The following is a 22,159-nucleotide window of genomic DNA, read 5'->3' as shown; positions in this document are numbered from 1 at the left end:
TTACTTGCTGATGTATTTATCAAAACGGCCTTCCAATTTTTGCTGGATTATTGAGAGAATCAAACAAATCACCCAGTACAAAAAGGCCGCTTCGACATACAGCAGCATAAATTGATAAGTGGTGGAGGCAATTTCCTGGGCTTTACGGAACAGATCGGCCACCAAAATCAAGGAAGCAAGAGACGTATCCTTCACGAGACTGATAAACGTATTAGAAAGTGGCGGTACCGATACGCGGACGGCCTGTGGGAGTACAATTCTTCTCAAAGCCTGTGAATAGTTCATCCCGATCGAATAGGCTGCTTCCCATTGTCCCTTTGGAATCGACAAAATCGCTGCCCTGATAATTTCTGATGCATACGCGCCGACATTGAGCGAAAAGCCGATAATGGCGGCTGGAAAAGAACCAATGGTAATGTGCACAGACGGCAGCCCGTAAAAAATGATAAATAATTGCACAAGCAACGGGGTTCCGCGGATTGCTGAGACATAGATTCGGGCAATCCATTCCAGTATTTTAATGCCGGAAATCCGTGCCAGCGCCGTGGCGAGTGCCAGCACAAGACCGATACAGAAAGTAATAATCGTTAATGGAATCGTATAATGCAAAGCTCCCTTCAGCATCGACAGAAGGGAACTTTGCACCAAATGCAGCTGGTTGCTGCTGATAAACGCAAGGTTATTGGGAAACATCTTCACCAAACCATTTCTTTGAAATTTTTGTTAGTGTGCCGTCTTTTTTCATATCTTTTAAAGCATCATTTACTTTGTCTGTCAATTTTCCTGAATGTTTCCGGAACAAAAGAGCGGATTTGCTGGCATCGTTTGCGGTGGCGGCAACTTTAATGGCAGCATTCGGTTTTTGCTTTTTGTAATCCAGATAAGTTAGGGAATCATTGACCGTTGCATCCACACGATTTGAAGTCAAAAGCTGGATCGCTTGGTTAAAGCCTTCCACACTTACAATATTGGCACCATTTTTCTTGGCAATAGTGGCAAAGTTGCTTGTAAGCGATTGGGCTGATTTTTTGCCTTTTAAATCAGCAAAGGACTTGATGTTCGTATTGTCTTTGCGTACAAGGACAACGGCTTTTGAAATCGTATATGGTGTGGAAAAATCATATTTTTTCTGGCGGTCTGCGCGGATCCCGACTTGGTTTGCGATCATATCAAACCGTTTGGAATTGAGCCCGGCAAACATGGCATCCCACTGGGTTTCTTTAAATTCGGCTTTTAATCCGAGCCGTTTTGCAACTTCTTTTGCAACATCAATATCGTAGCCTGTTAATTTTCCGTTTTTATGGAAAGAAAATGGCGGATATGTTCCTTCTGTCCCGATCAAAAGGACGCCTTTTGATTTGATCTGGCTGTATAAGTCATTGGATTTTGAAGCGTTCTGGTTGTCCGTATTTTTTCCGCATGCCGTTAACGCAAGCAGCAAGCAAAACACGGCCAGCCATTTGATGTATTTTCTCATGTTGTCAACTCCCTTTTTATTATCTTTACAGTCTACAGCTATGCTTTAACCAGCATTTTGTATTGTAAACAAAGGGGTAAAAAATATCCAGAAAAAAGGCTTTGTATAGTAAAATATGGATGAGGGAAAGCGAAAGGTGGTTAACCCAATATGGCAGAAGGATATGTGAAAGTCACGGGAGGGAATGTCTTTTACAAAATAACGGGCACCGGAAGCAAAACGCCGCTTATCGTATTGCACGGCGGGCCTGGTGGGACACATATGCCGTTTTTTGCCCTTGAAGCACTCGGGGATGAACGGCCGGTTGTCTTTTACGACCAGCTCGGTTCCGGAAGATCAGACCACCCGGATGACCCCTTACTCTGGACAATTGACAGATTCACAGAGGAGCTTGCCCGGCTTCGTGAGGCACTTGCATTGGATAAAGTCCACATCCTCGGCCATTCGTGGGGAACAATGCTTGCGGCAAACTATTTGCTGAAGCAGCCGGCAGGGGTAAAAAGCGTTATATTTTCCGGGCCATGCCTGAGCGCTCCACAGTGGAAAGAGGATCAGGATGAACACCGGAAACAGCTGCCGCCCGATGTCCAGGAAATTTTGGCGCGTTCAGAACGCGAGGGGCGGACATCCTCTCCGGAATACAAAGAGGCAATGAAAGTTTTCTATAAAAAATTTGTCAACCGTCTTGAAGAAAAGCCGGCCGTCTTGCAATCGGAATTTGCCCGTCCGAATGAAGAAGTATACTTGACGATGTGGGGGCCGTCAGAATTTTACCCGTCCGGCAATTTGAAAACATTTGACGTAACAGGCCGCCTGCATGAGATCAGGCTGCCTGCCTTATTTACCTGCGGGCGTTACGATGAAGCCAGGCCGGAAACAACGAGGGCCTATAGCCGGCTCATACCGGGGGCAAAATTCCATATGTTTGAAAACAGCTCACACCAGCCGTACCTTGAAGAGCCCCATGAATTTGTGCGGGTGATCCGGGAATTTTTGGCAAGTGTTTGAGCGCACGGTCAGCGGATATTGATGAGCAGATAAAGAAACCAGACGGCGTGATGCTGTTCGTCTCTTGCCGCTTCAAGAAACGCCTGCTTCATGGCAGGGCTATTTGCGGAACGCGCCAATTCTCTGTAAAAATCGACCGTGTTTTGTTCGTCTTTCACGGCAAATTCAAGCCCTCCTTTGTAAGTGGAAGGGCAGGCTTCGCTGATTTGCGGCTGCGGCCTTCTGCCTGTGAGGTTCGTGTAAAACTGCGAAAATGTCTGGAAATGGCGAATCTCATCATCACGGATTTCCATAATGATGTTACGGGCTTCAGCAGACGGGGCTCTCCTTGCGATTTGCTCGTAGCAGGCGATGGCACTATATTCGCCGTTTATTGCCTGGATTAGATTGGCGAGCCATACTGCCTGCTGGTTCCCGGCGTCAGGCTGTGTGTTTCTCAAACCGGCATGATCATCAAACGGATGGACAAACATTGGATTCCCTCCTCACTTTCAACCGGTATATCGTATGATGGGCAAAAGCGGATCGTTCCGATTTTTTCTGATCCATCCAGCGGACAATGTTTAAAAATTTTCCCGAAATGTTTTATAATAGGAATGTCTATGCCAGATTTCCTTCATATTTTTTTAGAAAAGGAGCAAAGAAATGGAAAAAGTACTTGTTTTCGGCCATAAAAACCCGGATACGGATGCGATTTGTTCAGCGATTGCCTATGCAGCGTTAAAAACAAAATTGGGCGTTGACGCGGAGGCGGTCCGGTTAGGAGAATTGAGCAATGAAACGAAATTCGCATTGGAAACATTCCACATGGAAGCGCCGCGCCTCGTTCAAACGGTTGCAAACGAAGTGGAAAATGTCATTCTTGTGGACCATAATGAACGCCAGCAAAGCGCGGACGACATTGACAGCGTGCGGGTCCTTGAAGTCATTGACCACCATCGCATCGCCAATTTTGAAACGAGCGACCCGCTCTATTACCGTGCGGAACCGGTCGGCTGTACAGCAACGATTTTAAATAAACTTTACAAAGAGAATGGGGTTGAAATCAGTAAAGAAATAGCTGGCCTGATGCTTTCTGCGATCATCTCCGACTCGCTTTTGTTTAAATCCCCGACTTGCACGGAAGAAGATGTGAAGGCAGCGAAAGAACTGGCTGAAATTGCCGGTGTGGATGCAGATACATACGGCCTTGAAATGCTGAAAGCCGGCGCGGATTTAAGTGACAAAACGGTGGAACAGCTGATTACACTTGACTCCAAAGAATTTGATATGGCTGGCCATAAAGTGGTGATTGCCCAGGTAAATGCCGTTGATACAAATGACGTGCTCGTGAAACAGGCGGAAATTGAACAGGCGATCCAAGCGCAGATTACAGACAGAGGGCTTGATTTGTTCCTGTTTGTTGTAACGGATATTTTAACAAACGATTCCGTCGCACTTGCACTCGGCAAATCGGCGGATATTGTGGAAAAAGCCTATAATGTCAAGCTGGAAAACAACACGGCCACTTTAAAAGGCGTTGTATCACGGAAAAAACAAATTGTTCCGGTTTTAACCGAATCCTTTCATAGCTGAAAAAACCGGTGCCGACACATGGCACCGGCTTTTTTCATTCCAAGAAACCGGAACAGGGCTTTCAGATACCCGTATGATCCTTGGGTATTGTGCTGCCTTTTCAAATTTTGGCTTGCGGAACCCCGCTGTTTCCGCAACCGGCACCGGTTTTTTCAACGGGGGATCGGAATGCGACTCAGATACCCGTATGATCCTTGGGTATTGTGCTGCCTTTTCAAATTTTGGCTTGCGGAACCCCGCTGTTTCCGCAACCGGCACCGTTTTTTCAACCGGGGGACCAGAACGGGACGCAGATATCCATATGTTCCGTATATGGAAGCGGATTGTTTTACAGCTTCGGGAACAGCCCGTGGATGCCGCTTGCGATCATTTGAACCGCCATGACGGCAAGAATCAGCCCCATCAGCCTTGTTATAATGTTAAGGCCGCTTTGCCCGAGCTTAGAGATAATCGAAGATGAATAATAAAACAATACAAAGGTTAAAGCGAGCACAATGGTATAGCCGATTAAAACACTTGCCAGGTTTGGCAGGGAATGGGAAGACGTCTGCGCCATGACGGTTGCGATCGTCCCGGGCCCGGCCAGGATCGGGAGGGCAAGCGGTGTAATAGAGATGTCATCCCGGGCTTCAACTTCTTTCCGCTCATTCGGATGCGGGCTTTGCGATCTTGCATTTTTAGCGTGCAGCAGGCTGTAGGCAATCCCGAAGATTAAGATCCCCCCTGCAACGCGAAACGCATGAATCGTAATCCCGAAGACCTCGAACAATAATTTTCCAAGAAAAAGAAAAACCGTTAGTATGATAAAAGAAACAATGACCGCTTTGCGGGCGGTTTTCCGTTTGTCCTTTAAGGAATATCCACCAGTTAATGAAATGAAGATTGGAATATTCCCGATCGGATTCATCACCGCAAAAAAACCGAGCGAAAGTTTTATAATTTCGCCGAACAATTTCTACACCCCTTTTTGTTTATTTTTTATTGCATTACCCTGTTGGTGGAAAATGTAACAGGGGTAACAGTTTTTTGATGGACGGATCCCCGCGTTTCTTTACAGAAGCGGATGTCTTTAATATAATGTTCATATCTTTTTGATGTATGTAAGAAGCAACGCAGTGTTTCACCCGGAGAGCGGGGGAGAATCCCTGCGTTTTTATTGTGACAATCATTTTTATAGTTGATGATGGCGCGTTTTTAATGGCAGCAATACGCATATTGCCGCTTGTTGCCGTACAAAAAGTCCTCGTCATGCAAATTGGTGGTCGGACTGAATGCAAAAACTTAAGTTCATTTTATATAAATTGTTTGTTTTTGGGGGAGGTGAATCATGGATACGGCCGAATTGAAAAAAGAAGTCATTGCCTTCAGCAAAACGATCGGAATCGACAAAATCGGGTTTGCTTCTCCAGACCCGTTTACGGAGTTGAAGCAGCGCCTGATCCGTCAACAGGAACTCGGCTACCAGTCCGGCTTTGAGGAAAAAGATATTGAAAAAAGGGTGAATCCTTCTTTAATTTTTGATTCGCCCCAGTCGATTATTGCCGTTGCGCTCGCCTACCCGTCCAAAATCAAGAATCCGCCGAAAGGGAAAAAAGGCGCACGCCGCGGGATCTTTTGCCGGGCTTCTTGGGGCGAGGACTATCACACCATCTTAAGGGACAAGCTTTCGAAACTGGAAGATTTTCTTAAAGAAAAAGTGGAAGGGGCCCGCTGCAAATCGATGGTCGATACAGGGGAACTCTCCGACCGGGCGGTAGCCGAGAGGGCCGGCATTGGCTGGAGCGGAAAAAATTGTTCGATCATCACACCGGAATTTGGTTCCTATGTGTACTTAGGCGAGATGATTACCAATATTCCGTTTGAACCGGATACACCTGTTGAGGACCAGTGCGGTGACTGCCGGAAATGCCTAGATGTCTGTCCGACCGGCGCGCTTGTTTCTGCCGGGCAGCTGAATGCCAAACGGTGCATCAGCTTTTTAACGCAGACAAAAGATTACTTGCCGGACGAGTTTAAAGGGAAAATCGGCAATCGCGTGTACGGTTGTGATTCGTGCCAGACAATCTGTCCGAAAAACAAAGGGATTGATTTTCATTTTCATGAGGAAATGGAGCCGGAACCGGAAGCGGCCAAGCCACTTCTGGAACCGATTCTCCGCCTCAGCAACCGCGCGTTTAAAGAACGGTTCGGCCATATGGCAGGATCGTGGCGCGGGAAAAAGCCGATCCAGCGAAACGCGATTATCGCGCTCGCCCATTTTAAGGAAGAAAGCGCAGTACCGGAGCTGATCCGAATTTTGCAGGAAGATCCGCGCCCGGTTATTCGCGGGACGGCAGGCTGGGCGCTTGGGAAAATCGGCGGGGAAGAAGCAAAAGCTGCACTTCTTTCCGCACGCGAACAGGAAGAAGATCCGGATGCCCGCAATGAAATCGAAAAAGGCCTTGCATTTTTCGATTAGACGTCCATCGCAGTGCACGCGGCATCAGCAGGAGAATGAAAATCAGCCGGTGCCTATTTCAGGATAAACTTTGATGCCGCTTCTTTCGTGGATACGGGTAAAAAATCGTCACATGGAACGGTACTGCGTCAAGAAAGCTCTAGGAATGTATCACGTTCCTTGATAACGGCTGCCGCTTTTTTATGTGCCAAAAGCAGCGCCAACGCAAATTTTCAGCAAAACAAAAGAATCTTTGCGTTTTCAAAAAGCACGAAAATATACAGATACTGATTTCCCCCATTTTTTCATCATATAGTGATGAAGAGAGGGGGTTTTCTGATTGAAAGAACAAATCCAGGCACATCTTGAAAACAGGCTTGCTCACTTTACCGGGCGAGGAACAGAGCGGGAATTTGAAGATATTGAACGAAAAAAGACGGGGCTTTCAAATCGGGATGCCCGGATTGTAAAGGTGAAAGCGGAAGCAAAAGTAACCCGGGCTGACCAGGAGGGAAGCCACAGCTTTCTTTATTATACGGTGCATATGCAGTATATGATCAAACAAAAAGCGGCTTTTTACATTGAAGAAGCAGTGGAGGAAAGAAAAGCATCTTTTTACGATGGAAGGCTTTATGAAGACGAGGAACTTGTGCCGGACATTCCGGAATGGTGCGGTCCTCTGCCGGATGATGAGGAGCAGAAAACTGGAGCAGCTGGCGGCGAACGGATCGCATACGTGTATGACCGCATGAAAGCTGTCCAGTATGCGGAAAAGTGGTGGAACCGTTTTAATCCGGCTTACAAATCGTTTACGGATGACTGCACGAACTATATCTCGCAATGCCTTCACGCCGGCGGGGCACCGATGCGCGGATACCCGGACAGGGCACAGGGCTGGTGGATGATGCACAATAACTGGAGTTACAGCTGGACGGTTGCACATTCGTTTAAGACATACCTGCAGTATTCTAAAACCGGTTTGCGCGCAAAGGAAGTTTCGTCACCGCAGGAGCTGAAGTACGGTGACGTCATTTGTATCGATTTCCAGGGGGACGGCCGGTTTGACCATACGCTCATTGTCACGGGTTATGATTATTACGGGATGCCGCTTGTGAATGCCCATACGACCAATAGCCGTAAACGGTACTGGACGTATGAAGACTCTTCCGCCTATACGCCGAATATCAAGTACAAGTTTTTTACCATTGAAGATGATAGTTGAGAAACGTGTTATAATAAGTCCCGAGGTGACAAATGTTGAGCTTGCATGTTGTATTGTACCAGCCGGAAATTCCCGCCAACACAGGCAATATTGCACGCACTTGCGCGGGGACCGGGACAACGCTCCATCTGATCCGCCCGCTCGGCTTTTCAACGGATGATAAAATGTTAAAAAGAGCCGGGCTGGATTATTGGAAGCATGTGAATATCGTCTATTATGATTCACTGGAAGAATTTTTTGAAAAAAATGCGGACGGCGAAGTATACTACATTGAGACGTTTGGCGAAAAGCCGTTTACGGATTTTGATTTCAGCGATCCGGACAAAAATTTATATTTCATGTTCGGCCGGGAAACCTCGGGGCTGCCGAATGACTTGATTGAAAAAAATAAGGACCGCTGCCTGCGTATTCCGATGACAGACAAAGTGCGGTCGCTTAACCTTTCCAATACTGCCGCCATCCTTGTATATGAAGCGTTGCGGCAGCAGCATTATCCAGGATTAAAATGACAAAGGGCCGGGCTGGTTCATCGCCCGGCCCTTTCGTGTGTGGAAGCGCCAATGCCGGAAATGGTCGGGATCATCCGGCCCGTGCTCACGAAAGATCCCGGTGAAAAATCCCTTCCGAATGTTTTAAGCTGCATTTTTTCTAGGCCTTGCCCGCTCAAAATCCCTGCCACACTGCCAGGCTGAATTTCCCCGGCCTTTCGTGTGTGGAAGCGCCATTGCCGGAAATGGTCGGGATCACCTGGCCTTTTGCCCACGGAAGATCCCCGGTGCAAAAAAATCTTTGAGCAGCATTTTAATACTCCGGCTCTTGCTCGCGGAAGTTTTCCCCTTTGTCTTCGTATCCAGCCGTGAAAATGGCGGACAAGAATGAAATCGCTACCAATATAATAAGGAACGTTTTCACTTCGATATCCTCCCTGTTTTTCCTTCTTTGCCCCTCATTATAGCCCATTTCACTGAAAGATGCACCTATTTTCAATTTTTGAACGTACCTTATCCACCAGAATCTCCCTAAACGAAATTTTTCCTATTCGTTTTTCGCGTTTATCGCTGTCCGTTCGTCCCGAATAAGGTTGTCTCTTTTTATCATGTTCCCTCGCTTGGGGGCATAGATTATATAAACGTCTCTTCAACAAGACTAAGGGGAGGTACGAAATGGATATTCTGAGGAAACTCACAAACTACCGTGAAGAAGAGGAAAAACTGAGATGGGAAGGAACGTTCAGGGAGTATCTTGACTTGCTAAAAGAAAAGCCATGGGTTGCACAATCCGCTCATTCCCGAGTTTACAATATGATTAAGGATGCCGGTGTGGAGGAAGTGGACGGAGTAAAAAAATACCGTTTTTTCAGCCATCAATTATTCGGTTTGGAAGAGGCGCTTGAAAAATTGGTGGAAGAATATTTCCACCCGGCTGCGAAAAGGCTGGATGTCAGAAAACGGATTTTATTGTTGATGGGACCTGTAAGCGGCGGAAAATCGACGCTTGTGACAATGTTAAAACGGGGCCTTGAAGCGTATTCGCGGACTGAACAGGGCGCTGTATTTGCCATCAAAGGCTGCCCAATGCATGAAGATCCGCTTCACTTGATTCCGCAACATTTGCGGGCGGATTTTTACGAGGAATACGGTATCCGGATTGAAGGCAATTTGTCTCCTTTGAATATGCTGCGGCTGGAGGAAGAGTATGGCGGAAGGATTGAAGACGTGCTCGTTGAAAGGATCTTTTTTTCCGAAGACAAGCGGACGGGGATCGGCACGTTCAGCCCGTCGGATCCGAAATCGCAGGATATCGCGGATCTAACCGGCAGCATTGATTTTTCGACCATTGCCGAGTACGGTTCCGAATCGGATCCGCGCGCTTACCGTTTCGACGGCGAACTGAACAAGGCCAACCGCGGCATTATGGAATTTCAGGAAATGCTCAAATGCGATGAGAAATTTCTCTGGCATCTGTTGTCGCTGACGCAGGAAGGAAATTTTAAAGCAGGCCGGTTTGCGCTGATTTCTGCTGATGAATTGATCATCGCGCACACGAATGAGACCGAATACCGCTCTTTTATTGCCAATAAGAAAAACGAAGCTTTGCACTCACGGATTATTGTCATGCCGGTTCCGTATAATTTGCGGGTAACCGAGGAAGAGAAAATTTATGAAAAAATGATCCGGGAAAGCGATGTGGCGGATATTCATATCGCTCCGCATACGCTGAAAGTTGCGGCGATGTTTACCATTTTAACAAGGTTGCGCGAACCGAAGCGGGCGGATATCGATTTGCTTAAGAAAATGCGCTTGTATGACGGGATGGCAGTAGAGGGGTACAATTCACAGGATGTAAAGGAACTGAAAAATGAATACCAGGATGAAGGCATGTTCGGGATTGATCCGCGCTATGTCATCAACCGTATTTCCTCTACAATCATCAAAAAAGAAATGAAATCCATCAATGCCCTCGATGTGCTTCTGTCATTGAAGGAAGGGCTTGACCAGCATCCGTCGATTACCCCGGAATTGAAAGAGAAGTATTTGAATTTCATTTCTTTAGCGCGGAAAGAATACGATGAAATTGCCAAAAAAGAAGTGCAGAAAGCATTTGTATATTCGTATGAAGAGTCAGCAAAAACGCTGATGGACAATTATCTCGACAATGTAGAAGCATTCTGCAACAAAGTGAAGCTGCATGATCCTTTAACAGGCGAAGAAATTAATCCGGATGAAAAACTGATGCGGTCGATCGAAGAACAGATCGGCATTTCGGAAAACGCGAAGAAAGCGTTCCGGGAAGAAATCCTCATCCGCATTTCGGCTTATGCGAGAAAAGGGAAACGGTTTGATTATAATTCACACGACCGGCTACGTGAAGCCATCCAGAAAAAATTGTTTGCGGATTTAAAAGACGTTGTCAAGATTACAACATCCACAAAAACGCCGGATGAACAGCAGTTGAAGAAGATCAATGAAGTGGTGGCGCGTTTAATTGATGATTACGGCTATAATTCCACATCGGCCAATGAATTGCTGCGCTATGTCGGGAGCTTGCTGAACCGGTAATCCGGCAGCCGGAAGCCGGGCGATATCAGCCCGGTTTTTTCCTTATCCGGCGTTAGCCTGTTTCTAAAAGAAAAATGTCAAATATTCTGCCCTATTGCATAAGATAGAGTAATCATAAATGTGATAATCCAAGTTTTTAAACGCCAAAATAGCATATGTTAGGATATCCGGTATGGTGACGGCGAAATTCTCGGCAAATTTTTCAAAAAAGGGAGGATGAGCATGGATAAACAGGATCAGAAGCATTTTGTTCTTTCACAGGAAGACTGGTCGCTCCACCGCAAAGGGCATGATGACCAGGTCCGACATCAGGAAAAGGTCCAGGAAGCCATCCGCAACAATCTGCCCGACTTAATTACGGAAGAAAGCATCATTATGTCAGACGGCCGGGATGTTGTTAAAATACCGATCCGGTCATTGGACGAATATAAAATTCGCTATAATTATGATAAAAATAAACATGTCGGCCAGGGCCAGGGCGATTCCAAAGTCGGCGATATCATTGCACGCGACGGTTCCCCCGAGCAGGGACCGGGCAAAGGCCAGGGAGCAGGCGACCAGCCGGGAGAAGACTATTATGAAGCGGAAGTATCTCTGATGGAAATCGAGGAAGCATTGTTCAGCCAATTGGAACTGCCAAATCTTCAAAGGAAAGAGCGAGATGAGAACACGGTAGAGGCGATTGAGTTTAACGATATCCGGAAAACGGGGCTAATGGGCAATATTGATAAAAAACGGACGATGATGTCGGCGTTTAAAAGGAATGCGATGAATGGCAAACCGGCCTTTCACCCGATCGTGCCGGAAGATCTCAAATTCCGCACATGGAATGAAGTGGAAAAACCGGAATCAAAAGCGGTTGTCCTTGCGATGATGGATACAAGTGGAAGTATGGGGATATGGGAAAAGTATATGGCGCGCAGCTTTTTCTTCTGGATGACGCGTTTTTTGCGGACGAAATACGAGACCGTGGAAATTGAATTTATCGCCCACCATACAGAGGCAAAAGTCGTATCAGAGGAAGATTTCTTTTCAAAAGGGGAGTCCGGCGGCACGATCTGTTCATCGGCTTACCGGAAAGCGCTCAGCCTGATCAATGAAAAATATGACCCGTACCGCTTTAATATTTATCCTTTCCATTTTTCGGACGGCGACAACCTGACATCAGACAATGCGCGCTGCGTGAAACTTGTCCAGGAAATTATGAAAGTCTCGAATATGTTCTACTACGGGGAAGTGAACCAGTACAACCGCCATAGCACCCTCATGTCGGCCTATAAAAATATTAAAGATGAGAAATTTAAATATTACGTGCTGAAACAAAAAGCAGATGTTTTCCATGCGATGAAAAGTTTCTTTTCAAAGGAAGCAGACAAAGCTTTGGCATAAGAAGAAAGGGGCTGCACAACGGCTGATGCGGGCCCCTTATTTTTGCGGGTGCCGATAACGGGTGATTCACCTGATTCTGTGTGTGCCGCGTGCTGTGATCTCATAAGTTTTCTACCCATATCTTATATTTAAGAATGCCATCTTCCAAAAATTCTTCTGTATGAACAAGGTATGTTACATCCGGTAATCCACATAAAGCGTAGGAAAGGACACTTGCAACTTTCAAATCAGGCGTAATGAATCCTCTTCCTTCCCCCATATCACTAACACTGGAGAATCCTACTTCCTCAGCTTCCCAAAATGTATCATAAATTCTGTCGTCTATTGTCCATTCCATAGGGATATCTCCTTTCCTTCATGCTATGGCCGTTAAAAATGCTCTTCTCTTAAAATGGAATAGATTTTGAGATCCCAATGTTTTCCTTTTCTATAAACGGCTTTGCGCAAAGTGCCTTCATAGGTCATGCCGGCTTTTTCCATGACGCGGGCCGACGCGATATTTTCTGCAAAACAGCGGGCCTGGATGCGGATCAAATACATGTGTTCAAACCCGAAAGCAATCAGCTTTTTAGCGGCTTCTGTCATGATGCCTTTTCCCCAGTGCTCAGGAGAAAGGGCATAGCCAATCTCGGCCGTCCTTTCTTCCGGCTTCCACCATACAAAATCGACCGTCCCGATCAGCTTTCGTGTCTCTTTGTCTTCAATTCCCCAGGGGGCAATCTTGTGTTCGCGGTACTGGCTGAGCACAAAATTTATAAAATTTTTCGAATCGCGGACAGACCGGTGTGCATCCCACGTCACGTATTTTGCTACTTCACTTCTTGACGCATAGGAAAATAAATCGAGCACGTCATCCCGCTTGAGCTTTCTTAAAACAAGCCGGTCCGTTTCAAGCAGTGGCAAGTTCCGGTATATGTCTTCGATTCTCACATCTATCCCCCGCAGTTCTGAATGGTTTATTAAAAATGTATCATAAAATGGAAATTTTTCAATTGTCTATGTAAATTTCTTTTGCATATAAAAAGAGCATGCTTAACGCTGCTCTTTTTTCAGCCCGTTTTACCAAAAAAGGTTTACAATATGATAAATCGCACCGGATAAAACGGCTGAAATCGGAAGGGTAATGACCCAAGTGATCACCATTCTTTTTGCAGTATCCCATTTGACCCCTTTAATTCGGTGGGCCGAACCAACCCCGAGAATGGAAGAAGAAATGACATGGGTGGTGCTGACCGGCAAGTGGATAAATGTTGCACCAAAAATAATGAAAGCTGAACTCAAGTCGGCTGCAACCCCGTTAATCGGCCGGATCTTCATAATATTGACGCCGACCGTTTTAATAATCCGCCAGCCGCCGATCGATGTCCCAAGCCCCATTGCCGCCGCACAACCGACCTGGACCCAGAATGGAATATGGTTCTCGGCAATATAATGGTTGGCAATCAAAGCCATTGTGATAATCCCCATCGATTTCTGGGCATCATTTGTCCCATGGGAGTAAGACTGGAGAGCGGCGGTGAAAATTTGGATCAGCCGGAAGTGTCGGTTCGTTTTCGCAAGCTTAAAATTCTGAAATGCAACTTTAAAAATGCTGTAAACCGTAAAACCGACCGTAAAAGCGAGGATCGGGGATAAAATTAAGGCTTCAATAATGCTGATAAAACCACGATATTCGATTACATGAAAACCTGACGAGGCAATCGCCGCGCCGGCAATGGATCCGATGATGGCATGGGAAGAACTGCTCGGAATGCCGAAATACCATGTAATCAAATTCCAAATAATCGCTGACATCAGTGAGGACAAAATGACCACCTGTCCGTTTGCAAGGGTGAACGGGTTTACAATACTTTCCGTAATGGTCTCGGCAACACCTGTAAAAGAAATGGCGCCGAGAAAATTCATAAGCGCGGCCATTACGATCGCATGCCGGGGTTTTAATGCTTTTGTCGAAACGGCCGTTGCAATCGCGTTAGCCGTGTCATGGAATCCATTGATGAAGTCGAATCCAAATCCAAAAATTACTATTAAGACAGTTAATACTAAAATGCTATCCATTCAGCAGACTCCTCACGCATTTTTCATGATAATCGTCTCTAAAATGTTGGCCACCGTCTGGCAGTAGTCGGCCACATCTTCCATCTTTTCATACAAATCCTTATATTTGATCAGGCGAATCGGGTCTTTTTCGTTTTGAAAGAGGTGAATTAATGATTTTCTTAAAATTTCGTCACAATGGAATTCAAATTCTTTAATTTTAATGGCATGCGGGCGGATCTTGTCGAGTTTTTTCGAAAAAAGGATGTCAATTGCTTTTTCAATTTCGTCGGTACAGCGGCGGATCATTTCAACAAATTCGACCATAAAATCGTCCGCCTGGTAAATATTGTACAGTTCAAATAATCCGGAAACTTCTTCAATGCCGTCCAGCACGTCATCGAGGCTGTTCGTTAGTGACAAAAGGTCTTCCCGTTCAATCGGGGTGATAAAGGCATCGTTCAGTTCCAGAATCATGTCATGGACGTAAGTATCCCCGGTCGTTTCGTATTCTTTCATTTTTTCAGTAAAAATTTTTAAATCGTCTTTATTATGGATTTTATAGTCGGCAAAGTAATTGGTGGCTTCCCGGAGGTTGGTCGAAATATGGCCAAACAGCACTGTAAACTTGTCTTTCTTGTTTTTAAATACCATGTAAGATCCTCCTCATATCCTTTTCATTATCAAACGTCTTTATTTTATCTGATTTCCTGCGAAGATAAAAGAAGAATGTCGAAAATAAAATTTTGTATACGGTTCCAATTTTCGACTTTCGTCAAAAAGCTAAAAACAGGTTGCTTTGTTGGAAGAAAGTCCGGCTATGAGGCTTGGGCTTTTGTCCCGCTTTTTCAGAAAAAATCCAATCTTTTTAGGGGGCAGGGCCATGGTCACATTTACCATACTTTTTTCCCGTTTTCCTATGCTATGCTGTACTTATATTGCGCCTATGATTTGGCTTACATATGGATTTTTCAAAAAGGGTGGGACTGCTGTGAAGATCGTTTATGCTGCTACGGAAGAACAGATGGATAAGATCGCGGAATTGGTCCGCCATATGTTTACAGAAGTATTTCCTGATTACTTTACGGATGAGGAGATCACCGCATTCCAGCGCGACAGGGTGCTTGCCCTGCCGGATGACCCAACAGAACAAATCGGCACTTTAAAAGCAGGGTATCAGATGATTGCCAGTCTGCAGACCATCATTTCCATTTTGGAAACGGAAGAGAATAAGCGGGACGAGCATTACGCCGGCCTGTTTGAATTTAATAAATTTACGCTTGAACAGTTTGGTTTGCATTTTCCTTTTTCGTTTTCCCATTTTCAGAAGAAGCATACGGATACGTTTAGCATGTTTAAAAAAGCAGCCAATCGCCTGCTTGTGTAAAAAATAATGCCCGGAAAAACCGGGCATTATTTTTTTGAGGGTTCCTTGCAAGCACGCAGCCTTATTTTTTTACATGTGCTTTAAACCATTGGCGGAACTCCTGTTTTGTATGCTCTCCGACAAGGCGTGCGGCTTCTTTGCCGTTTTTGTAATGGACGATCGTCGGTGTCGCTTTGATTTTGTAGTCATCCCAGCCGCTTTCAAATTCAGTCAGGTTAAATTCCTTCAAATCGATGCCCATATCTTTCGCGAGCGGTGATACAACAGGCGTAGTCCGTTTGCAATGCGGGCAGGTCGGCATGAAATAATAAACGGTGACCGCTTTGCCGGATTTTAAATCATGATTCAATTCTTTTGGCAAAATAATATTCTGGTAAAGGGGGTCATCCAGCTGGTCGCGCGTTTCCGCCGATAATTTGCTCACACTTTTTGCAGGTGCATACGGGTTGTTTTTCGCCTGCCTGGATTGCTTGTACTTTGTGATTCCGGCAATCCCGCCAAAAACAATGAGAACAATGGCCAAAAAAAGGATGATTTTTTTCATTATAATCCTCCAGTTGTGTTTAATGGGAAGCGCGAGCCTGCTTCCAAACGATGAGACTTGAAATAAAAATCAGCACAAACGCTGTGAGAGCCAAAAAGGGGATGGTGATAAAGCCGAACCAGTTGATGTATTCCGCCGTACAGGGGATGCGGCCGCATGCAGGAAGCCTGTCCGAAAAAAAGGCAAGTTTTTGCAGACAGTAATGGTAAAGTGACACACACATGCCGATTCCGGACAAAACAGCGGTATAAAGCGACATGCGGTAATCTTTCCTGGCAACGGCAATCCCGATCAAGACCGTCATCGGATACATGAGAATGCGCTGGTACCAGCACAGTTCACACGGTTCATACCCTTTAATTTCTGAAAAATAAAGACTGCCGAGCGTGGCAACCACCGAAACCGCCCAGGCAAAAAACCAAACCTCTTCCCTCCGTCCTCTACTCAACCCCTTACCTCCTTTTCATCAATCCCTTCCTTGTAAATTATAGTATCCAACCCAAAAAATGAAAAGCGGAGGCGACTGTTTAGCCCCGGCCGGCGAATGTTTCGGCCGGAATGAAGCCCCTACTTCATGACGGACGGATTATTCGACCCTAGGGGCTAGGAGCCACAGCTGGACAAAGAAAAGCGGAGGGCGTTTGCCCGTGGACGGTGCAATCACTTGTCGAATCAGCCCGGCAAGTTTACAATAAATGATGTCTATCGTTCTGACTTTTTGCATGATTATGCATTCAAGGGAGGGCCTCAAATGAAAATTGTTTGTTTCGGGGATAGTATTACAAGAGGTGTAACTTGTATAAAAGGAAGGCTCCGGATTTTAAAAGACAATTATCCCGCAGTGCTTCAGCAGTATTTTGGCGACAGCAGCACAGAGATTGTCAATAAAGGGGTGTTCAATGATAATTCCGACCTGCTTGTCCAGCGTCTCGGCAAAGATGTAATCGGCGAGCATCCCGATGTCGTGCTGATCTGTATTGGCGGTAATGACTGCAATTTCAAATGGAACGAAGTAGCAGAGAGACCAGATGATACGCATGTCCCGGTTGTGCCCCTTGAGCGTTATGCGGACAATATCAGGCATTTAGTCAAAAATGTAAAAGAACAGGGCATTACGCCCGTTTTGCTAACGCTGCCGCCGCTTGACCCGAAACGCTACTACCAGTCCATCAGCGCCCGCTTTGGGAAAAGCATCGGCCACTGGATTGGATTGTCGGGCGGCATTGAACACTGGCACGGCCAATATAACAGGTGCCTGAAAAAATTCATCAAACAGTTGAACGTCCCGGCCATTGATGTTCGGACAGCGATCAAAAAAGCCGGTGACCTGAAGGGCCTCATCAGTGATGATGGCATCCATTTAACAGCAGAAGGTTATAAAGTAATGGCGAAAAAAATTTATACGGACTTAACTGCACAATTTGCCGGGCAAAAAGCCGGGAGCGGAATTTAAGAAATACAAGCAGGCAGGAGGGGTTCCTGGCCGGCCGTTCCAGAGCGTCACAGATGCTGCCCACCCCTTGCACAAAACAAACCAACCATATTTGCGATCAAAAAGGCCGGTACCGGCCTTTTTGCAATGCTGTTAAAAATCATCTTGGTTTAAATGAATTTTTACCGTTTTGTAATATAAAGTTTGTATAATAGAAACCGCAGGGTTTCCTGCATGAATATTGATTCATTTTGCCGTGCAGGGGGTATAGAAAACGAAAGGCGTCGACATCGCAATACTTGCTGTACAACAGGAACGGAGGATGGCAGATGTCAGCAGCAAAAAGAAATTCGTATTTTGACAATGCAAAATTTATTCTGATTTATCTTGTCGTTCTCGGGCACCTGATCAGCCCGTTTAAAACCGAAGACAATTTCCTCTTTACGCTGTATACCGTCATTTTCCTATTTCATATGCCGGCATTTATTCTTATTTCAGGCTATTTTTCAAAAGCATACCGAAAAAAAGGCCATATTTCAAAATCTTTTAAAAAGATTTTGGTTCCGTATTTCATTTTTCAATGTATTTATTCCGTTTATTATTATTATACAGGCGAAGAATCGCACCTGACGGTAAACTTTCTGGAACCGCACTGGACATTATGGTTTTTGCTGAGTTTGTTTTTTTGGAACCTTATGCTCCATTTGTTTGCCCGTTTCCACTTTTTCGGTCTTGCGGCTGCGGCAGCGCTCGGCATTGGGATTGGCTACTGGGATGAGGCCGGAAGTTTTCTGAGCCTCTCCCGCACATTCGTATTTTTTCCGTATTTTTTGCTCGGCTTTTTGCTGGAAGGAAGGCATTTGCAAAAAATCCGCAATATTCCTTACGCGCCGGTGGCTGGCATTTTGATTCTGTGTGCCATCACGCTTGCAACCGGCCAGTTTTTCCCGAAAGATGCCGTGCCGTGGCTCCTTGGCGATACTTCTTACGCAGGCATGGGGATGGAATACTGGTTTAGCGGGCTGATCCGGCTGGCCCAATATGCTGTCACGCTGCTTGTTATTCTCGGGTTCTTCCTGTTAATCCCGAGCAAAGGGTACAAGTGGACAAAAATCGGCGAGCGCACGCTTTATGTGTATTTGCTGCACGGTTTTATCATAAAGACAATAGAGGCAGCCGCTTCCCCCAATGTGCTTGACTGGCTGGCGGGCAATTACCTGCTGCTGATTGTCTTTTCACTTGGCATCTGTTTATTTCTCGGCAGTTACTATATCCGGAAATTTACAAGGCCGATTATTGAACTCCGGTTGTAGAAAAATAAAACATCTGAAAAGCGGCGGAAAATCAAATGGTTTTTCGCCGCTTTTTTACAGGCTGCCCCCAGGCATGAAACGGGGCCCGTGCCTTTTTACAAATATTTTCGTTGCACGCTTCTTCCGTCATAAGAGAAGACAATCGGCTTTTCTTCCACAACCGTTTCGAGGTGGACATTTCTGCCCCATAACTGGTAAAGGTAGGGCAGCACTTTTTCCAGGTATTTTAAATCAAGTTCAATATCTTCATACCAGTGTTTAATATACAATTCCCCGTTTTTCCGGTAGTCTCCGTCCGTAACGGTCAAATATGGGAAACCGCCGTTTACCCGCATGCTGACAAGCTGGTCGCGTACATGTTCCCACTCTTTGTCCACCACTTTATAGTCCCGCCCCTGTTTTTGGAACAAATACATATCTTCCCTTGTGGCCAGTTCTTTTGTCAAGTAATTGCGCAGAAATGAAATATCGCTTTCAATTTCGCGCACTTCGAATATTTTTTCACGCCCGGTCCCAGGCCGTATGCCCCGTTTTTTCATTTCTTCCGTCGGGTTGTTCCAGCGTTCTTCAATATCTTCAAAAATTTTGATTCCCAAATAATACGGATTGATGCCGGTTTTGGACGGCTGGACAACGCCCGCATTCAGTTTCGCATATTCAATTGCTTCATCTGTTGTCAAATCAAGTTCGCGCATGATTCGCTGATGCCAGAAAGAGGCCCACCCTTCATTCATGATTTTTGTCTCGAGCTGCGGCCAGAAATAGAGCATTTCTTCGCGGATCATGGTCATAATGTCACGCTGCCATTCCGTCAATTCCCGGCTGTATTGTTCAATAAAAAGGACAATATCTTTTTCCGGCTGTGGCGGGAACTTTTTCGTTTTTTTCACTGCTTTTTGTTCCGGCTTTTTCTCATCAAGCGACCATAATTCATCATAAGGTCCCTCTTTGCGTTTCGGTTCCTCATCCCATTCTTCCGCGTCTTCCATGCTCCAGTTCAATTTCGGCCGCATGAGCGACGGGTCGATATGCTCTTCAATTGCCAGCACGGCATCAATAAATTGCTCCACTTCCTTTTTACCGTATTTCAGCTCATATGCCCGGATTCTTTCCGCCGTTGCAGACATGCTCTCCACCATATCACGCTTCGTGTTTTGAAAACGGACATTGTTTTTGAAAAAATCACAATGCGCCAAAACATGCGCCACAATCAGCTTGTTTTGAACAAGCGTGTTGGAATCCAGCAAAAAGGCGTAGCACGGATCGGAATTGATGACAAGCTCATAAATTTTACTCAGCCCGAGATCATACTGTAACTTCATTTTGAAAAACTGCTTACCGAAACTCCAGTGCGAAAACCTGGTCGGCATGCCGTAAGCGCCAAAAGTATAAATAATATCCGCCGGGCAGATTTCGTAGCGCATCGGGTAAAAGTCAAGCCCAAAACCGGACGCGATTTCCGTTATCTCATCAATCGCATATTGCAGGCTTTCATGATCACGCATGAAATGTTCCTCCCTTTAAAAGTCACCCTTTTTTCCAATGTATGAATGAAAGGGAAAAAACATGAGGACACAAAGAAGGATTTTCGCATGATCACGAGAAATGAAACAGCCCGCGCACGAGCAGGCGACAAAGCACTGGAAATCACCCGTTATTTCCGGTAAAAAAGATCCGAATGATTCTGACCCGGCTGCATAAAAGCTTGCCACGGGCTGAAAACCAGCAAAATGCATTCCAAATGATAACAGCCTTTTGTTTTCCCTCCAGGCAAGTTTTTCAGCGCGCAAAATCAGGAAAAACACATACAATAATGTTGACTCCTTTTATTAGGATTTGCTTTTTTCAAGCAAATGCACAAGAAAGGGGGAGCCGGGATGAATCCCATTGATTATGACCGCGCTTTATATTACACACACCGCTCGCAATGGGATAATTTGCTGATTTTGATGGTGCGGACGAAAGATGATTTTCTTTCCAAAAAAATTGAGCATGTCTTACATGCTTATCATTTTTCGCATGACTATAACGTAATTGAAAGATGCCTGTTTGCGCTGCACCGCTATATTGACCATGCCAACGAAATGGCGGACCGGAGCGGGGCGGAACCGGGTTTTGTGTACCAAAGCGGAGGCCATGCCTGAAAAAGGCGCCTCCGCTTTTTTGCTTTGCACCTTGTTCCAGTCCTGCTTTATTCTGGGCGGATGCGGGGTGTTTGCAAATTCATTTCAGCCAGCCTTTTTTGAAAAACCAGTAAGTCATGCCGGCGCCGATCAGAAACATGACAATAAGGGTAGCGAAATAACCGTATTTCCATTCCAGTTCGGGCATATATTTGAAATTCATGCCGTACACCCCTGCAATAAAAGTTAAAGGCATAAAAATCGTAGTGAAAATGGTAAGAATCTTCATTACCCGGTTCGTTTGGTGTGAGTTTAAAGACAAATAACTGTCCCGGATATCGGTCGTAAACTCACGATTGGACTCCACCATCCCGGATAGTTTCAGCAAGTGGTCATGGATATCATGAAAATACGCGCGTTTTTCCTGAATGCCTGGAATCGTATGGGAATTCAGCATCCGGTACACAAGATCCGTCATCGGCATAATCGTATTCCTTAACACAAGCAAATCATGCCTCGTTGAATACAGGCTTGTAAGCAGATCCTCCATCGATTCATTTTTTGAGTTATCTTCAATTTCATTCAGACGGTCTTCAATCTTATACAAATAAGGAAAATATTGATCGACAATCTTGTCCAGTACTTCATAAAGAATAATGGCCGGCCCCCATTTGCCCGGTTTATCCGTTTTTTTCAGCTTATCCCGCACTTCGCTGATTTCTTTTGACGGGAGATGGTGAAAGGTCACGGCAAAATGCTCCCCGAGAAACAGGTTCAATTCTTCTTTCTGCAGCCTGTCGGGATTCAGGCTTTGGAATACAAAAAAGACATGGTCTTCGTAATCATTCAGTTTCGGCCGTTGCAGCTTATGAATACAGTCTTCGATGGCCAGCGGATGGAAACCGAGCGGATGGCGCAGTTTTAATATTTCTTCTTGTGAAGGCTGGTCGAAATCAATCCAATACCATTTCCAGCTGGTCCCTTCCAATTCTTCAATGGAAGCGGGGGCTTTCAGTACATTTTCTTTTGTCATCGCCATAATATGTATCATAAAAAGGCACATCCTTTTCACATGAGGTTTGCCAATCGTCCGTTTAGCATTATTTTACTATGTCGCAGACGGCCTTGCATTAAATCAAAATGAAAGGCAATTCGC

Annotated in this window: 23 protein-coding genes; 11 read left to right on the top strand and 12 right to left on the bottom strand. The window is 45.5% G+C overall.

Annotated elements, in window-relative coordinates; all coding sequences use genetic code 11:
* Together OF158_RS13155 and OF158_RS13150 are read right to left on the bottom strand one after the other, a co-directional pair.
* Positions 1–693 (bottom strand): amino acid ABC transporter permease, encoded by a 693-nt coding sequence (locus OF158_RS13155; protein ID WP_014097423.1) that lies wholly within the window; start codon positions 691–693, stop codon positions 1–3.
* On the bottom strand, positions 680–1,477 hold the full coding sequence (locus OF158_RS13150) for an amino acid ABC transporter substrate-binding protein (RefSeq protein WP_035184039.1): 798 nt from the start codon (positions 1,475–1,477) through the stop codon (positions 680–682). The genes OF158_RS13155 and OF158_RS13150 overlap by 14 nt, the downstream gene beginning before the upstream one ends.
* Before the next feature lie 150 nt (positions 1,478–1,627).
* On the opposite strand from OF158_RS13150, the gene OF158_RS13145 reads away from it, so the two are divergent.
* Entirely contained in the window at positions 1,628–2,485 is an 858-nt protein-coding gene (locus OF158_RS13145) for a proline iminopeptidase-family hydrolase (RefSeq protein ID WP_035184042.1), read from the top strand.
* Positions 2,486–2,493: 8 nt separating this feature from the next.
* Here the strand turns inward: OF158_RS13145 and OF158_RS13140 are convergent, their stop codons facing one another.
* Entirely contained in the window at positions 2,494–2,958 is a 465-nt protein-coding gene (locus tag OF158_RS13140; RefSeq protein ID WP_014097426.1) for a ferritin-like domain-containing protein, read from the bottom strand.
* 172 nt (positions 2,959–3,130) lie between these two features.
* Between OF158_RS13140 and OF158_RS13135 the strand changes: the two genes are divergently transcribed.
* Entirely contained in the window at positions 3,131–4,060 is a 930-nt protein-coding gene (locus OF158_RS13135; protein ID WP_017551344.1) for a manganese-dependent inorganic pyrophosphatase, read from the top strand.
* Between the two features lie 328 nt (positions 4,061–4,388).
* Here OF158_RS13135 and OF158_RS13130 read toward each other — a convergent pair whose 3' ends face one another.
* Complete coding sequence (locus OF158_RS13130; RefSeq protein ID WP_014097428.1) at positions 4,389–5,012, bottom strand: MarC family protein; 624 nt, start codon at positions 5,010–5,012, stop codon at positions 4,389–4,391.
* A 375-nt stretch (positions 5,013–5,387) separates the two neighbouring features.
* Here OF158_RS13130 and queG point away from each other — a divergent pair, with 375 nt between their 5' ends.
* The 5 genes from queG to yhbH all read left to right on the top strand — a co-directional run bounded on the left by queG (position 5,388) and on the right by yhbH (position 12,167).
* Positions 5,388–6,518, top strand: coding sequence for a tRNA epoxyqueuosine(34) reductase QueG (queG, locus tag OF158_RS13125; RefSeq protein ID WP_014097429.1), 1,131 nt, complete (start codon positions 5,388–5,390; stop codon positions 6,516–6,518).
* 319 nt (positions 6,519–6,837) lie between these two features.
* Entirely contained in the window at positions 6,838–7,719 is an 882-nt protein-coding gene (locus OF158_RS13120) for an amidase domain-containing protein (RefSeq protein WP_014097430.1), read from the top strand.
* 35 nt (positions 7,720–7,754) lie between these two features.
* Positions 7,755–8,228 (top strand): tRNA (uridine(34)/cytosine(34)/5-carboxymethylaminomethyluridine(34)-2'-O)-methyltransferase TrmL, encoded by a 474-nt coding sequence (gene trmL, locus OF158_RS13115; RefSeq protein ID WP_026104609.1) that lies wholly within the window; start codon positions 7,755–7,757, stop codon positions 8,226–8,228.
* Between the two features lie 654 nt (positions 8,229–8,882).
* Complete coding sequence (locus OF158_RS13110) at positions 8,883–10,778, top strand: PrkA family serine protein kinase (protein ID WP_014097432.1); 1,896 nt, start codon at positions 8,883–8,885, stop codon at positions 10,776–10,778.
* A 222-nt stretch (positions 10,779–11,000) separates the two neighbouring features.
* Entirely contained in the window at positions 11,001–12,167 is a 1,167-nt protein-coding gene (gene yhbH, locus OF158_RS13105; protein ID WP_014097433.1) for a sporulation protein YhbH, read from the top strand.
* Positions 12,168–12,267: 100 nt separating this feature from the next.
* Here the strand turns inward: yhbH and OF158_RS13100 are convergent, their stop codons facing one another.
* From OF158_RS13100 to OF158_RS13085, 4 genes are all read right to left on the bottom strand, one after another.
* Positions 12,268–12,504, bottom strand: a complete 237-nt coding sequence (locus OF158_RS13100; RefSeq protein WP_026683964.1) for a hypothetical protein — start codon at positions 12,502–12,504, stop codon at positions 12,268–12,270.
* 32 nt (positions 12,505–12,536) lie between these two features.
* A complete protein-coding gene (locus OF158_RS13095; protein ID WP_014097435.1) occupies positions 12,537–13,097 on the bottom strand; it encodes a GNAT family N-acetyltransferase in 561 nt (186 codons plus the stop codon).
* A gap of 129 nt (positions 13,098–13,226) precedes the next feature.
* The gene (locus tag OF158_RS13090) at positions 13,227–14,225 is read right to left on the bottom strand and encodes an inorganic phosphate transporter (RefSeq protein WP_014097436.1); all 999 of its coding nucleotides are present in this window, start codon (positions 14,223–14,225) and stop codon (positions 13,227–13,229) included.
* Positions 14,226–14,237: 12 nt separating this feature from the next.
* The gene (locus tag OF158_RS13085; RefSeq protein WP_014097437.1) at positions 14,238–14,858 is read right to left on the bottom strand and encodes a DUF47 domain-containing protein; all 621 of its coding nucleotides are present in this window, start codon (positions 14,856–14,858) and stop codon (positions 14,238–14,240) included.
* Between the two features lie 337 nt (positions 14,859–15,195).
* Between OF158_RS13085 and OF158_RS13080 the strand changes: the two genes are divergently transcribed.
* Positions 15,196–15,591, top strand: a complete 396-nt coding sequence (locus OF158_RS13080; protein ID WP_026104608.1) for a YhcU family protein — start codon at positions 15,196–15,198, stop codon at positions 15,589–15,591.
* 61 nt (positions 15,592–15,652) lie between these two features.
* Here OF158_RS13080 and OF158_RS13075 read toward each other — a convergent pair whose 3' ends face one another.
* On the bottom strand, positions 15,653–16,135 hold the full coding sequence (locus OF158_RS13075; protein WP_035184048.1) for a thioredoxin family protein: 483 nt from the start codon (positions 16,133–16,135) through the stop codon (positions 15,653–15,655).
* Between the two features lie 19 nt (positions 16,136–16,154).
* Positions 16,155–16,583 carry a disulfide oxidoreductase gene (locus tag OF158_RS13070; RefSeq protein ID WP_035184051.1) on the bottom strand — a complete coding sequence of 143 codons (429 nt, stop codon included), beginning with the start codon at positions 16,581–16,583 and terminating at the stop codon, positions 16,155–16,157.
* Positions 16,584–16,886: 303 nt separating this feature from the next.
* Between OF158_RS13070 and OF158_RS13065 the strand changes: the two genes are divergently transcribed.
* Together OF158_RS13065 and OF158_RS13060 are read left to right on the top strand one after the other, a co-directional pair.
* On the top strand, positions 16,887–17,588 hold the full coding sequence (locus tag OF158_RS13065) for an SGNH/GDSL hydrolase family protein (protein ID WP_017553126.1): 702 nt from the start codon (positions 16,887–16,889) through the stop codon (positions 17,586–17,588).
* Positions 17,589–17,896: 308 nt separating this feature from the next.
* Positions 17,897–18,880: an acyltransferase family protein gene (locus tag OF158_RS13060; RefSeq protein WP_035184054.1), complete on the top strand. Its 984-nt coding sequence runs from the start codon at positions 17,897–17,899 to the stop codon at positions 18,878–18,880.
* 95 nt (positions 18,881–18,975) lie between these two features.
* Here OF158_RS13060 and OF158_RS13055 read toward each other — a convergent pair whose 3' ends face one another.
* Complete coding sequence (locus OF158_RS13055; RefSeq protein WP_035184057.1) at positions 18,976–20,385, bottom strand: SpoVR family protein; 1,410 nt, start codon at positions 20,383–20,385, stop codon at positions 18,976–18,978.
* A gap of 372 nt (positions 20,386–20,757) precedes the next feature.
* Here OF158_RS13055 and OF158_RS13050 point away from each other — a divergent pair, with 372 nt between their 5' ends.
* Entirely contained in the window at positions 20,758–21,024 is a 267-nt protein-coding gene (locus OF158_RS13050) for a YhdB family protein (RefSeq protein ID WP_014097445.1), read from the top strand.
* 79 nt (positions 21,025–21,103) lie between these two features.
* Here the strand turns inward: OF158_RS13050 and corA are convergent, their stop codons facing one another.
* On the bottom strand, positions 21,104–22,054 hold the full coding sequence (gene corA, locus OF158_RS13045) for a magnesium/cobalt transporter CorA (RefSeq protein WP_014097446.1): 951 nt from the start codon (positions 22,052–22,054) through the stop codon (positions 21,104–21,106).
* Positions 22,055–22,159 lie beyond the last annotated feature (105 nt).

Origin of the sequence: Weizmannia sp. WK01, assembly GCF_025905465.1 — a bacterium.
Classification (GTDB): Bacteria; Bacillota; Bacilli; order Bacillales; family Bacillaceae_C; genus Weizmannia; species Weizmannia faecalis.
The sequence above is the reverse complement of the archived record's forward strand: the minus strand, read 5'-3'. Positions and strand labels throughout refer to the sequence as shown.

Excerpts from the sequence above, each read along its gene's own strand:
- OF158_RS13155 (WP_014097423.1), bottom strand. The coding sequence starts at position 693 with ATGTTTCCCAATAACCTTGCGTTTATCAGCAGCAACCAGCTGCATTTG.
- OF158_RS13150 (WP_035184039.1), bottom strand. The coding sequence starts at position 1,477 with ATGAGAAAATACATCAAATGGCTGGCCGTGTTTTGCTTGCTGCTTGCG.
- OF158_RS13145 (WP_035184042.1), top strand. The coding sequence starts at position 1,628 with ATGGCAGAAGGATATGTGAAAGTCACGGGAGGGAATGTCTTTTACAAA.
- OF158_RS13140 (WP_014097426.1), bottom strand. The coding sequence starts at position 2,958 with ATGTTTGTCCATCCGTTTGATGATCATGCCGGTTTGAGAAACACACAG.
- OF158_RS13135 (WP_017551344.1), top strand. The coding sequence starts at position 3,131 with ATGGAAAAAGTACTTGTTTTCGGCCATAAAAACCCGGATACGGATGCG.
- queG (WP_014097429.1), top strand. The coding sequence starts at position 5,388 with ATGGATACGGCCGAATTGAAAAAAGAAGTCATTGCCTTCAGCAAAACG.
- OF158_RS13110 (WP_014097432.1), top strand. The coding sequence starts at position 8,883 with ATGGATATTCTGAGGAAACTCACAAACTACCGTGAAGAAGAGGAAAAA.
- yhbH (WP_014097433.1), top strand. The coding sequence starts at position 11,001 with ATGGATAAACAGGATCAGAAGCATTTTGTTCTTTCACAGGAAGACTGG.
- OF158_RS13100 (WP_026683964.1), bottom strand. The coding sequence starts at position 12,504 with ATGGAATGGACAATAGACGACAGAATTTATGATACATTTTGGGAAGCT.
- OF158_RS13090 (WP_014097436.1), bottom strand. The coding sequence starts at position 14,225 with ATGGATAGCATTTTAGTATTAACTGTCTTAATAGTAATTTTTGGATTT.
- OF158_RS13085 (WP_014097437.1), bottom strand. The coding sequence starts at position 14,858 with ATGGTATTTAAAAACAAGAAAGACAAGTTTACAGTGCTGTTTGGCCAT.
- OF158_RS13075 (WP_035184048.1), bottom strand. The coding sequence starts at position 16,135 with ATGAAAAAAATCATCCTTTTTTTGGCCATTGTTCTCATTGTTTTTGGC.
- OF158_RS13065 (WP_017553126.1), top strand. The coding sequence starts at position 16,887 with ATGAAAATTGTTTGTTTCGGGGATAGTATTACAAGAGGTGTAACTTGT.
- OF158_RS13060 (WP_035184054.1), top strand. The coding sequence starts at position 17,897 with ATGTCAGCAGCAAAAAGAAATTCGTATTTTGACAATGCAAAATTTATT.
- OF158_RS13055 (WP_035184057.1), bottom strand. The coding sequence starts at position 20,385 with ATGCGTGATCATGAAAGCCTGCAATATGCGATTGATGAGATAACGGAA.
- OF158_RS13050 (WP_014097445.1), top strand. The coding sequence starts at position 20,758 with ATGAATCCCATTGATTATGACCGCGCTTTATATTACACACACCGCTCG.
- corA (WP_014097446.1), bottom strand. The coding sequence starts at position 22,054 with ATGATACATATTATGGCGATGACAAAAGAAAATGTACTGAAAGCCCCC.